The sequence below is a fragment of the Pseudanabaena sp. lw0831 genome (genome assembly GCF_016584665.1).
Taxonomy (GTDB): Bacteria; Cyanobacteriota; Cyanobacteriia; order Pseudanabaenales; family Pseudanabaenaceae; genus Pseudanabaena.
The window spans coordinates 181,939-193,491 of the sequence record NZ_BBJB01000016.1 but is presented as its reverse complement, the minus strand read 5'-3'; the positions used below and the strand labels follow the sequence as shown (position 1 = coordinate 193,491).

Genomic DNA, 11,553 nt, shown 5'->3' with positions numbered 1-11,553 from the left:
TGAGCAAGCCAAATTTGGCTTGCTCAGACTTAGATTGCCCAGATGCAGACTTAGATTGCCCAAATTTAGATGAGATTAGAGTTCTTAATGTATTGGGTTTTGACGGATCAAATTGAGACGACTCAGAAACACGTTGTGATTGATCCGCCACAGGTTGTTGATTATCTGAATCATCAATATCTGCCATAATTTCATCCAACAAGTTATACCAATTCCCAAAAGTGTCGGCACACTTTTGGGAATTAAAAACCAAACTCAGCAAGGGTTTTAAAAACATAAAAAGGCTGAGCCTTTTTATGTTTTTGTATTAGAACATGCTTCTCTTGCCCTAACTTTTAGAGTGTATTTTCTGAAGCAACAATCATGGAGCCAACCCCACTATTAGTGAAAATTTCTAATAGCAGTGAATGAGGTACACGACCATCGACAATATGCGCTGCTTTCACACCTTGAGCTAGCGATCGCACGCAACACTGTACTTTGGGAATCATGCCACCACTGACCACATTGCTATTCATCAGTTCTCTTGCCTTTTGGATGGTCAAACTACGGTAGAGAGTACTGGGATCTTTGTAATCATGCAAAATACCTGCAATGTCGGTAAGCAAGATTAATTTTTCGGCTCCCAGAGCCGCAGCAAGTTCACCAGCAACCGTATCAGCATTGATATTGTAGGACTGACCTGTTTCATCGGTTGCAACGCTGGACACAACGGGAATATGCCCTGCTTCGAGTAGAGTTGAAAGTAGACCGATATTAATGCCACTAACTTCGCCTACAAAGCCGATCGCATCATTTCCCTGAGGACGAGCACGAATCAAGTTGCCATCTTTACCACACAACCCCACACCAGAACCGCCAGCAAGGTTAATCATTTCGACAATCTGCTTGTTGACTCGCCCCACTAATACCATTTCCACTACTTCCATTGTCTCAGCATCGGTGACGCGCAAACCATCGATAAACTGTGGTTTGATATTGAGCTTAGTTAGCCATGTATTGATTTCAGGTCCACCGCCATGAACTAATACTGGGCGCAGTCCCATAAATGACATCGTCACGACATCTCGGATCACGTCCTGTCGCAGGTTTTCTTCTTTCATTGCCGCCCCCCCGTACTTGACGACAATGGTACGCCCCGCAAATTCCTGCATATAAGGCAGAGCTTCACTTAGAACCTGAACGCGATCGCTGTCTGTTAGCATTTAACGCCTCAACTAATCTTAAAAAAATACTTTGATTAACCTTACAGCCTCAATTACCCCAATAGATGAGCTAATTGGGCTTTTTATTAATATTTGATGACTTTTGCGAAATTACATATATTTTGAGTGAGCGCTTCGCGCTCACTCAAAATTCTAAACACCTGCGATCGCCATTTCAAAAGCTTGACAAACTGAGGGGATCGAAAATTTAGCTTGGGCTTGTATATAAGCAGTTTCAACGATCCTCTGAGTAGCAGGGAGATCGCTAAAAATTAGATGCATAGCATCAGCGAGCAATTGTGGATCGTTGGGTGGAATCAGTAAACCTGTGATGCCATTTTCGATAATTTCGCTAGTACCGCCGCCGATAGTAGCGATCGCAGGACGTTTTGATAATTGCGCCTCCACAATTACTCTGCCAAAAGGTTCAGGAGCAGTCGAGCAATGGGCGATCGCATCACAAGCCTTCATTAATGTAGGGATATCTTGGCGAAAGCCAAGCCAATGCACGCGCCCTTTTAAGCTGTCTTGGGCAGCAATATTTTTTAATTTCTCAGTATATTCAGCTTCGCCAAAAAGAGCATCCCCAACTAACAAAACATGCACATCAGGGAGTTTACTCGCGGCTTCTAGCAAAATATGTTGTCCTTTCCAATAAGACAAACGGCTAAACATGCCAATCAAATTGCGATCGCAAGGAATCCCTAATTCCTCACGTAAAGTCTTTTGATTGTCGTTAATTTGATCGAATTTTTCGACATTAAAGCCGTTGTAAACCGTGCGTAATAATTGTCGTTTCCCACCTGCGGCAAGAAAAGCTTCACCCGTAGCTTGGGAATTAACAATTACTCGCGTAGCAAACCAATTCGCCAAAGTAACCGCAATACGACGATTAGTTGGGCTAAAAATATCCGAGGTTAAAATGTCGTGCAGATACCAAACTACAGGCGCACCGCCAAATAATCTGGCGATCGCTGATACCACAAACCCTTTCTGGTTATTGGCATGAATCAGGTCAAAATCTTGGCTTTTTTGCGCTATTTGCTTACCAAGTCGCCATAGATCGCCGATAGATTTGAGTGATGCTAATCCGCTGGATACTTTCACATCGGCAAGCGATCGCGATGCTTGCAAAACCTCAACCTTTACGTCTAAATCTTCAAGTCGATTCTTTAAGATCCCATCGGTTAATAGGACTACCTGACTAGTTTCACGATAAGCATGGGCAAAATCGAGTAAACAAAGCTCTCCCCCACCCAAAACTGCGGTATAGCTCACAAATAAAATCCGCTTTTCTTTCATGTTTGCTTAGAGTGGTTTATTGACTAGTGATTTTGTGGCATCGTCATTTAACAGTCCGATAAAAGTATCAAAATCTAAGTTTGTATTTTTGGCAAATCCTGACTTCAATATTTCGTTTCTGGTAGTTCTAGCTTTTAGATCTTCAGGTTTAAAGTTTAGCCAACGGGTATAACCATCGATCGCCTCAAACCAATATCCAGCTTCAGCATAAATCTTGGCGCGATCGCGAATAGTTAAGGCACGCATCAAGTATTTTTGGAGATTGTCATCAGGTGGGGTATAAACAATCCAGCCGCTTGCCGTAACTTCCTTAGCACGTTTATCCTTCACAGTGATTTGCCAACGATAGGTTTTAGAGGGTTGCAAAGAAACAGAGATCGGTATTTTGAAGCTAGATAAACCGCTAGACATTTTTAGATCAGTTTGAAAAATCGTAATCGATTTATCTCCCTCTGATGTTATGAGGCTAAACTTCCCTACAAAAGTATTTTTTGCGTTTACTTTAGACGAATTATTTTCGAGATTATCAATTTCTAATGAAGAAGCTTGAGCATTTTTGTCGTGTAAATGCCAATAAAGCGTAGGTTGTGAAATCGCTGTCCTTGCCCCATCTTCAGGTGTAATCAAGATCAGTAACGGTAGTTGCTGCTCTCTCAATAGTTGTGGTTGTCTATCTCTAGGGGCAGATGGAACGCCACCTCTAATTGTTGTGGGGGGAGTGATAGGGACAGATCTATCAATGTCGAAGTCGCGATTGACAAGTCTTGTACCTCCGCCTGTGCTTGCAGTTTTTGGTAACCCTAAGCCATAATTAGTGCCGCTAAACTGTGCTAATAGCCAAGTTTGAGCGATCGCATCTAATTGCAGTAAGTCGCTAGGTACTGCCAAACTCGACAAAAAACAGATCAGGATTGTAAAGGCACTACTGAGACAAGTATGAAAAGTTAGCTTGTTAGTTACAGCAGTCAAAGAATTACTTTGAGGAATAGATACTTTACATCTCATAAATTTCAGCGCCATGCGCGTAAAATGGCTATTAAGTATTTGCTAAGTAGTAGCAGTCATAGCATATGAGCATCACTTTATCTAAATCAACTCATATTGAGCTAGAGCAAAAGTTACTATTGCCAAGGATCTATAGTTGGCAAGAATTTGAGGTTCTAGAAAATCTGTTAGCAACAGGTGGCTTTCGCATTACTTATCTTGATGGCTGGATTGAACTGATGACTGTTGGCGAACCCCACGAATTGATTAAAAAATCTCTAGCGATTTTGTTAGAAGCCTATTTCATTATCCAAGGAATTGAGTTTATACCTGTGGGCAGTGCAACTCGTCGCGGTCAAGAAAAGGGGACATCCTTTGAGCCTGACGAGTCTTATTATTTGGGGGGAAAGAAAGCTAATCCTGATCTAGCGATCGAGGTGATCTTGACTAGCGGTAGCTTAGAAAAACTAGAGAAATATCGCCGCTTTGAGATTCCTGAAGTATGGCTTTGGGAAAATAATCAATTGCAAGTGTATACTTTTATCTCTTCGGAATACCATCTTGTCACCCGTAGCCAGCTTTTGCCCAATCTTGATCTCGATCTACTAGTGCGTTGTGTACTGATGCCATCACGATTAGAAGCAATAAGAGCTTTTTGCAAAAGTTAAAGTTATTCATAAATTGAAATTACTTCTTAAAACCTCAGCAAATTTCACAAAAAAGCTAGGTTGCTCCATTACTGCAAAATGAGCGCTGATTGCTGGTGCGCCACTGTTGTAGGAATAATCATCAATACCTTCAAAAATATCTTTTGCGCTGAAACTGATGTAATCGCTTTCATCCCACACATTCCACCAGTAACCAAGATGTTGGCGGCTAGGAAAGGGGACTCTCTGTTTGGAATCATAACGAAGATCACTTGCTAAAAAAACTTTCATTTCCTCAAATAAACCGACTTGAGACGAGCAAGTACACCAAAAATTTATTTTCAAGTTGTCGTATTGAGGCATATTCGGTAAAAAATGAGTCACTAAGTCATAAACAATTTGACCACCCATGCTATGACTCACAACAATTAATGGCTCATTCTGATTAACCGAATTTTTCTTGGCATCAACCATTGCCTCCACAATACGGCTAGGAATCTCACCAATATTTTTGAAATTCCCTCTATGTGATAAATATACAAATATGTCACCTAGCCAAAGTGTAATAACCTCTGATACAAACTGCCGCAGATAAACTTTGTCAACGGCTTTTGTCACACCAAAACCTGTTAAGTTCAACGCTCGACTTAAAAGTTCTTTCGACAAGTCTTCATGCTGCTGTGTTTCAAAAAGTTTCAGAAGTGGGGAAGAATCAGGAAGTGTTTCCCGATTCCTAAAACTGTCACCATTCCAAGCAAACCTTACCCCTATATCGCCCCAGTAAACTTGCTTAATTATTACTTCCTCATAGTTTGCGGAAATAACTGGTGCAATGTATTTACGAAGATTTTTCTTTATATTTTGCCAAGATGATTCTGAATCTGGTGAATCAGATCGATATGAGATTCCATGAATATAGACAATTGGCATAGGATTTTCTACAAAGAAAAAATATCTTGTTAAAGGTTATTAAAACGGTTGCTATAGTAGTCATAACAATCTCTTGACTGATTAGAGAATAAACCTTTTATTGAAATAATGTTTAAGTTTGCTCACAAACTTGCTGGCTTCACAATTTATACAGGGCTATGTCTGGGAGTCGCTAGCACGATATCACCCATCACATCGCCGGTATTTGCTGAAGATAGCAGCCTCGGTATCGTCATGCGACGCGGACATTTGCGGGTAGGTATGGATGCCGCGATCGGCGGTCCCTATATGTTTTGGAATGCTAAAACCCAGTTTTATGATGGCTTTGAGCTAGAAATTATCCAAGAAATCGCTGCAAGGCTAAACATAGAGCCACGTCCAATTAATATTCCTTGGACAAACCAACCTGAAAATTTGGCTTCACGACAAGTCGATATTCTGCTCAGTGCGCGTGAAGAAGGAGCCTTAGAAACAGGTGAAACTAAAGGCAAATTTATTGAAACTACGGCTTACTATCGCAGCGCCCAGCGCTTGCTGATTCGATCTGACGGAACCCAAATTAAGTCTTTGCGCGATATGATCGGCAAGCGGGTCGGGGTTGTGGCAAATAGCGGAGGTGCAGCGATCGCCGAAACCTATAATAAGAATAGAGGCAACGCCATTCGCCTTTTTTCCTCACGGGATCTTGATCGTATGGTGATCCAACTACGCGATCGCCAACTTGATGCGATGATCCTTGATGAACCTGTGGCAGTATGGCAAGTACGCAACAATCCCAACTTTATAATTGTTGGGGAGCCATTAATTCCGATCCGCCTAGTGGCGATCGTCAACAAAGATGACGTATCACTTAAAAAAGCTGTAGATAAGGCTTTAACAGAGATGCGTCAAGAGGGTAAACTCGAACAAATACTTAAGAGGTGGAACCTGTGGGAAAGCCAGAAAACTTTAAAATCAACAAAGGTCTTGCCAGTTACGGTATTAGCGATCATTACGCCATACTCGGTTTACCAATGACCACTGAGCCAGCTCAGATTCGCAAAAAATTTCTCAAGCTGGCGAAGATCTTGCATCCCGATGTATTTGGCCGAACTTCCGAAGAGAAGGAGAGTGCAACCAAATATTTCTCGAAGATGGTCAGCCCAGCCTATCAATTACTAAACAGCGATCGCGAGCGTGGTGAATATTTAGCAACTTTGAGAATGTTTGCCCAAAACAAAAAGCAAAAAGAAGAAACTCCTACTCTCAGTTCGGAAATAGCGCAAAAGCTATATCGAATCCCCCATGAGATCACCTACAAGCAATATGTCGAGCAAGTTTCGCCTAAGCAGTACGAAACCCTTGACTCGATTATGGAGTACACCGCTACTCTTAGCGAGTTAAATCTCGTATATTTGTTTACCCAAACCAGTCTTAGCTTTTCTTCAGGCAGTAGTACGGCGGCTCCTGTTGGCGGACAGGGCGCTAATGTGGAGGCAACTCCTGCGGCTAAACCTGCCCAGTCTCCAGCCCTGCGTAATCTGAATATGGCAGAATTATTTATTAGCAAGAAACAATGGACTGATGCGCTCAAGGAACTGCTCAGTGCCGAAAAACTTGATCCAAATAATGCCAAGGTGTATGCACTTAAGGGTTTAGTGCAAATGAATCAAAATGCGGCGGCGATCGCCAAGGCAAGCTTTCAAAAAGCACTCAAACTCGATCCTAAAGAGCCAACTGCCGTCAAATACATTAATCAGGTGAGTGCACAGACAAAACCACCAGAAAAGCCCCCAGACAAGAAAGGTGGACTATTTGGCTGGGGCAAGAAATAAATTCCGAGTATTTCTCTCTAAAGTTGGATTTCCTTAGATTAAAGACATGACGAGGCAAGCATCTTGGATTTCCGCAGACTCAAATACTACCGTCATAATTCACTGATTCTAGTCACTAGTGGCGATCGCCAGATTTTATCGGCGATCGCTCAAGTTTTAGCGGCTGAAAAATATAATTTCATCACTGAAACCAGTGGCGAAAAAGCATGGGAAATAATTCTGCAAAAAAAACCTGCAATCGTCATAGCTGATTGGACAATTCCAGACGTGTCAGGTTTAGCACTTTGTCATCGGAGCAAGTCAAATCTTGAGCATCCCGAGTTGATGGCAATATATTTTGTCTTGATCGTCGAAGATGCTAACTCTCAACAACGCCAAATTGGACTAGATACTGGTGTCGATGAATTTCTCAACGATCCCATAGATAGTTCTGAACTCAAAGCAAGATTGCGAACAGGACTTCGACTGACTGCTTTAACCCAGTCCTTAACATGGACGAATCAAAGATTGCTGGCTCATAATGACTTGCTAGATGCACTCAGCTTGTCTGATTCTTTAACCAAAGTTTTAAGTGAGCAAGCCTTTGCAGATGCAATGCCAAAGATGATGATGCAACTTAAAGGATTTGGTACTTACAAAAGTTACCGTTTCTTGAGTGTATTGATCGTTGATATTGATCTGTTTAAGTCAATTGTCGATTCCTACGGTGAGAAAATCGGCAATGAGGCAATTAATGCGATCTCTGGACGCTTAAGCCATAGTTGTATGGCGAATAGTTTGATTTATCGTCATGGTTTAGATGAGTTTGTATGTGTCACTCCCCATGGTGATGCTGCAAGTGGCACTCAACTCTCTCAGAATCTCCTTACCAGTATTCGTAGTCATCCGATCGCCGTTTCTTCAGGGTTGTTATTTCCTTTAACCATTAGTATTGGCGGTGTGGTAACTGCCTTAGAAAATCAAAATCAACAGATTCCCGAGCTGAGTTTTGATGAACTTGTCTCTTTGGCTGAGCAATATCTTCTCCAAGCCCAAAAATCTGGGGGCGATCGCGACTACATCGAAATTTTTGAATAATTTGAAAATATTATGCGTAAGAAAAAATTTAAGTTCTTTATATCTACGCTACTCGTATTTTCCATAGTTCTTGGGATAGAGCTAGGCTTAAGCGATCGCAAATTAGATACAGGCTTGCTCAAAAATCAGCAAGGCTATGCAAAAAGTAGTGCTGGTCGAAGCGGTGGCGGTTCTTTCACCCGTTCAGCGCCTTCAAGTTCTAGTAGTTCTAAGTCATCAGCTCCATCTAAGTCATCAACTCCAGCTAAATCATCACCCTCCACAACATCTAGCCCTTCCAACGATCGCGATGCATTAACGCCCCCTAGCCAACCATCATCAAATAGACCCTCGACTATCGTTGCTCCCATAATTATCAATAATTCGTCGAATAACCCATCCTATGATCCTTATCGATCAACAACTTCCACATCGTCGAATGGGATGTCCTGGTTTGTCTGGGTAATAATTTTATTGATTGTTTTTGCGATCGTTTACTTTATTATTCGAGCGATCATGATGCGTTCTAAACGGATTGGAGCAGGAAATGACTTAGGGAATGAAACCTTTACAGTTAGCAAACTCCAAGTTGCACTATTTGCTCAAGCCCGTGAAGTCCAAGCCAGATTGACGGAGTTAAGTCTTGAAGTTGATACTGACTCCCCAGAAGGTTTAATGACTTTGATGCAAGAGTCTGCGCTCGCTTTGATGCGTACCCCCGAAAATTGGACACATGCTTCATCCAGTTCACAATCAGTGCATCGAGACAAAGCTGAAGAAGTCTTTAATAAATTGTCTCTAGAAGAACGTACCAAGTTTAGTGAAGAAACATTAGTGAATGTCAGTGGTCGAGTTGCTAAGCGATCGACAGCGATCGCATCTCCAGACAAAGACCCATCCGCTTATATTGTGGTGACGCTATTGATTGGTACTGAACACGATCGACCTCTATTTGGTGAGATCAGAAATACGCAAGAATTACGCACAGCATTAGAAGCGATCGCTTCGCTCCCAGCTAGTCATTTATTAGTGTTTGAGTTACTTTGGAGTCCTCAAGCAGATACAGATAGCCTCACATACGATGAGCTACTGACTGAATACAGCAACATGATTCAAATTTAATTGCTTTTACAGCAATGCAATCTTTGCTATTCAAATAAAGGAAGGCGGCGCTACGCGCCGCCTTCCTTTATTCTTTGTGGCGGGAAGCTTTGATTTGATCGATAAAAAATTCTTCGAGGGTTTGGCGGGCCAGCTCGATCGAGATCGCCTTTGCCCCAATACTAGCGATATAGGTCAAAAACTCTGGTAAATCTTTAGCTAACTGACCATGCCAAGTGTCATTCTGGAAAATTAAATGCTCTAACCAAGGTTGCAACTCTAACTCAGAGCCACCATGTCCACTAACCTGATATGACTGCTCCGTACCAAGTAACTCATTTAAGGTTCCCATCGCTACAAGTTCGCCTTTGTTGAGAATGCCAATGCGATCGCAGATCAATTCGACATCCGACAAAATATGACTGTTAAAAAATACAGTTTTACCCTGATTTTTGAGCATCAAAATAATTTCTCGCACCTGATACCGTCCAACGGGATCAAGCCCAGACATCGGCTCATCAAGAAACACAATTTCGGGATCATTGATTAGAGCTTGTGCTACGCCAATTCTTTGCACCATGCCTTTAGAGTATTGGCGCAATTGTTTTTTCCGCGCCACTGACTGAGATAGACCAACAAGATCTAGCAAATCAGCAATGCGCTGGCGGCGCAATGTCGGCGCAACCCCAAACAAACTGCCAATAAAATCGAGAAGTTCCCAGCCAGTCAAATAGTCGTAGTAATAAGCATTTTCGGGCAAATAGCCGATTGACTGCTTAGCCGTGCGATCGCCTAGGGGGTAACCTAAAATTTCACCAGTTCCTGATGTGGGTTTCACAATACCCAACAAAATCTTTAATAATGTGGTTTTGCCTGCCCCATTAGGGCCTAACACTCCAAAAGTCTCGCCTTGGCGAATGGTTAATGAAAAATCCTGTAAAGAACTAATTTTTTGATTTAACCAAAAGCCAGTACGATAAGTTTTGCTCAAACCATCCGCCACAATAGCGTTGCTCTGAATAGTCTCTGTCTGGGATTTATTAGTCAATACTTCTACCATAGCTGCCGATCAAAGCTGCAAAGTTCATACTTTAAAACATTATTTTAACGTCAGTTCGGGTTAATTTAAAAATGAGAATTGCTGCCCCACATCATTAATACTTGAATGAGAAGGGAGTAAATGTCTATATAAGTAGGTAGATAAAATTAAACATAAAACCTTAAAACCTATGCCGCCCTTGCAGCGGGCTGCATAGGTTTTGAATCTGGATTTTAATTGCGCAGGGCTACTTAGGAGAAAGATAAAAATCGTTACCCTCCGAATAGATATGTGTCAATAGATAACCTATACAATGTAATGAAACAAGGCTAGATAGCGCCCAGCTATGAGTAACATTTTTTTGCTGCCACCAAACCTAGACAAGAAGGAGCGTTTTGCTGCTTCTTGGGAATATTTACTAGAAAATGTTCCAGATTTAGGTCAAGATTTCGTTGACTTTTTAACACAGAGATCAGGCAAGCCAAGTTCAACCTTTGTTAAAGCTGTTAGCTATCCTTTTTATGCATCAGGCATACAGCCTGACATACTTTTAGAGTGTCAAGATTTTGATATTCTTTGCGATCATTACTTGGAGAGCCAGCTAAGCAAGCTCTCCTTAGACGCATTATTCATTTTGGCTGAGTCTCAGCCTAAGAAGACTTATATAGCAGTAATTAGCAATAGTTATTGTCTCATTGAGCCTGAGATGTTAGCTGGGGTTTCAGCAAAACAATATTATCTCCAGCCATATGATGATGTGAATTCATCTATGCCGTATTTCTGTTGGCAAGATGTATATGCTCTGGTCGCTCAAAAGCAAGAGCGTCTTGCCCATGAGTTTGCTGAATACATGCATTTCATGGATATGCAACCTTGGCAGCATCGTGAATGGGGTAATTTATTTCTTAATCCTGATGTAGCAAAAACTTTTAGTCAGCAATGGGCGCAAACAATCGATTATTTCCAAGAAATGAAGATCGACGCTAAGCTAAGTGGTTATAGTGCTTTAGAGGTCATTTACCCTTTACCTTGGTTGCAATTACTTTATATTTATGCAGCCAGATCTGTGAGTCATAACGATCTGCAAGCTGTGAGTCCCTATCTTGTAGCGACAATTTGGATTAAGGGAGATGCAAAAGCTCAGATTCAGGCTTTTCATGGCATTTCCGATCGCTTTACGCTACCAGACAATAATCATATTACGGTCGAGATTAGAGCGAGTTTGGCGGATGGTCTATGGATGACCAAAGCTGGTAGCCGCCCCAAACTAGCTGCAACATATTACACATCACTTGATCGTCTTGTAACATCAGATTCTCTGCAAATCCAGCAAAATCTGTTGGCTTTTACTAAGGCAGTTTTTACCCATGCTCAAAGCTTAGAAAGCTAAATACGGTGCAAAGACAAAGCAAAACCCAAAATATGAGAGGCGGCGCTTCGCGCCGCCTCTCATATTTTGGGTTTTGCTGCAATTT

At 41.8% G+C, this 11,553-nt stretch carries 13 protein-coding genes; 6 read left to right on the top strand and 7 right to left on the bottom strand.

Features of this window, described 5'->3' with window-relative positions:
* From APA_RS03970 to APA_RS03955, 4 genes are all read right to left on the bottom strand, one after another.
* Positions 1-187 (bottom strand): hypothetical protein (locus APA_RS03970; RefSeq protein WP_236579396.1); only part of this gene is annotated, 187 nt, incomplete at its 3' end.
* A gap of 148 nt (positions 188-335) precedes the next feature.
* Positions 336-1,205, bottom strand: coding sequence for an acetylglutamate kinase (argB, locus tag APA_RS03965; RefSeq protein ID WP_201321013.1), 870 nt, complete (start codon positions 1,203-1,205; stop codon positions 336-338).
* A 153-nt stretch (positions 1,206-1,358) separates the two neighbouring features.
* Entirely contained in the window at positions 1,359-2,507 is a 1,149-nt protein-coding gene (locus APA_RS03960) for a glycosyltransferase family 4 protein (protein WP_201321012.1), read from the bottom strand.
* 6 nt (positions 2,508-2,513) lie between these two features.
* Positions 2,514-3,512 (bottom strand): DUF928 domain-containing protein, encoded by a 999-nt coding sequence (locus APA_RS03955; protein ID WP_201321011.1) that lies wholly within the window; start codon positions 3,510-3,512, stop codon positions 2,514-2,516.
* A 65-nt stretch (positions 3,513-3,577) separates the two neighbouring features.
* Between APA_RS03955 and APA_RS03950 the strand changes: the two genes are divergently transcribed.
* Positions 3,578-4,159 (top strand): Uma2 family endonuclease, encoded by a 582-nt coding sequence (locus APA_RS03950; RefSeq protein WP_201321010.1) that lies wholly within the window; start codon positions 3,578-3,580, stop codon positions 4,157-4,159.
* A gap of 6 nt (positions 4,160-4,165) precedes the next feature.
* On the opposite strand, the gene APA_RS03945 is transcribed toward APA_RS03950, so the two are convergent.
* On the bottom strand, positions 4,166-5,068 hold the full coding sequence (locus APA_RS03945) for a hypothetical protein (RefSeq protein ID WP_201321009.1): 903 nt from the start codon (positions 5,066-5,068) through the stop codon (positions 4,166-4,168).
* Between the two features lie 108 nt (positions 5,069-5,176).
* On the opposite strand from APA_RS03945, the gene APA_RS03940 reads away from it, so the two are divergent.
* The 3 genes from APA_RS03940 (at position 5,177) to APA_RS03930 (ending at position 7,959) form a co-directional block, all read left to right on the top strand.
* Positions 5,177-6,085, top strand: coding sequence for an ABC transporter substrate-binding protein (locus APA_RS03940; RefSeq protein WP_201321008.1), 909 nt, complete (start codon positions 5,177-5,179; stop codon positions 6,083-6,085).
* The gene (locus APA_RS03935; protein WP_236579395.1) at positions 5,998-6,882 is read left to right on the top strand and encodes a DnaJ domain-containing protein; all 885 of its coding nucleotides are present in this window, start codon (positions 5,998-6,000) and stop codon (positions 6,880-6,882) included. Before APA_RS03940 ends, APA_RS03935 begins: the two co-directional genes overlap by 88 nt.
* 63 nt (positions 6,883-6,945) lie before the next feature.
* Entirely contained in the window at positions 6,946-7,959 is a 1,014-nt protein-coding gene (locus APA_RS03930; RefSeq protein WP_201321007.1) for a diguanylate cyclase, read from the top strand.
* A gap of 134 nt (positions 7,960-8,093) precedes the next feature.
* On the opposite strand, the gene APA_RS03925 is transcribed toward APA_RS03930, so the two are convergent.
* The gene (locus APA_RS03925; RefSeq protein ID WP_201321006.1) at positions 8,094-8,309 is read right to left on the bottom strand and encodes a hypothetical protein; all 216 of its coding nucleotides are present in this window, start codon (positions 8,307-8,309) and stop codon (positions 8,094-8,096) included.
* Between the two features lie 73 nt (positions 8,310-8,382).
* Between APA_RS03925 and APA_RS03920 the strand changes: the two genes are divergently transcribed.
* Positions 8,383-9,060, top strand: a complete 678-nt coding sequence (locus APA_RS03920; RefSeq protein WP_201321005.1) for a DUF1517 domain-containing protein — start codon at positions 8,383-8,385, stop codon at positions 9,058-9,060.
* Between the two features lie 67 nt (positions 9,061-9,127).
* Here the strand turns inward: APA_RS03920 and APA_RS03915 are convergent, their stop codons facing one another.
* Positions 9,128-10,099: an ABC transporter ATP-binding protein gene (locus APA_RS03915; protein WP_201321004.1), complete on the bottom strand. Its 972-nt coding sequence runs from the start codon at positions 10,097-10,099 to the stop codon at positions 9,128-9,130.
* Positions 10,100-10,424: 325 nt separating this feature from the next.
* Between APA_RS03915 and APA_RS03910 the strand changes: the two genes are divergently transcribed.
* Positions 10,425-11,468, top strand: a complete 1,044-nt coding sequence (locus APA_RS03910) for a hypothetical protein (RefSeq protein ID WP_201321003.1) — start codon at positions 10,425-10,427, stop codon at positions 11,466-11,468.
* Positions 11,469-11,553 lie beyond the last annotated feature (85 nt).

Bases quoted from the DNA above. Each gene is read 5' to 3' on its own strand.
- APA_RS03960 (WP_201321012.1), bottom strand. From the start codon at position 2,507: ATGAAAGAAAAGCGGATTTTATTTGTGAGCTATACCGCAGTTTTGGGT.
- APA_RS03915 (WP_201321004.1), bottom strand. From the start codon at position 10,099: ATGGTAGAAGTATTGACTAATAAATCCCAGACAGAGACTATTCAGAGC.
- APA_RS03945 (WP_201321009.1), bottom strand. From the start codon at position 5,068: ATGCCAATTGTCTATATTCATGGAATCTCATATCGATCTGATTCACCA.
- APA_RS03910 (WP_201321003.1), top strand. From the start codon at position 10,425: ATGAGTAACATTTTTTTGCTGCCACCAAACCTAGACAAGAAGGAGCGT.
- APA_RS03940 (WP_201321008.1), top strand. From the start codon at position 5,177: ATGTTTAAGTTTGCTCACAAACTTGCTGGCTTCACAATTTATACAGGG.
- APA_RS03920 (WP_201321005.1), top strand. From the start codon at position 8,383: ATGTCCTGGTTTGTCTGGGTAATAATTTTATTGATTGTTTTTGCGATC.
- argB (WP_201321013.1), bottom strand. From the start codon at position 1,205: ATGCTAACAGACAGCGATCGCGTTCAGGTTCTAAGTGAAGCTCTGCCT.
- APA_RS03950 (WP_201321010.1), top strand. From the start codon at position 3,578: ATGAGCATCACTTTATCTAAATCAACTCATATTGAGCTAGAGCAAAAG.
- APA_RS03925 (WP_201321006.1), bottom strand. From the start codon at position 8,309: ATGGGAGCAACGATAGTCGAGGGTCTATTTGATGATGGTTGGCTAGGG.
- APA_RS03955 (WP_201321011.1), bottom strand. From the start codon at position 3,512: ATGAGATGTAAAGTATCTATTCCTCAAAGTAATTCTTTGACTGCTGTA.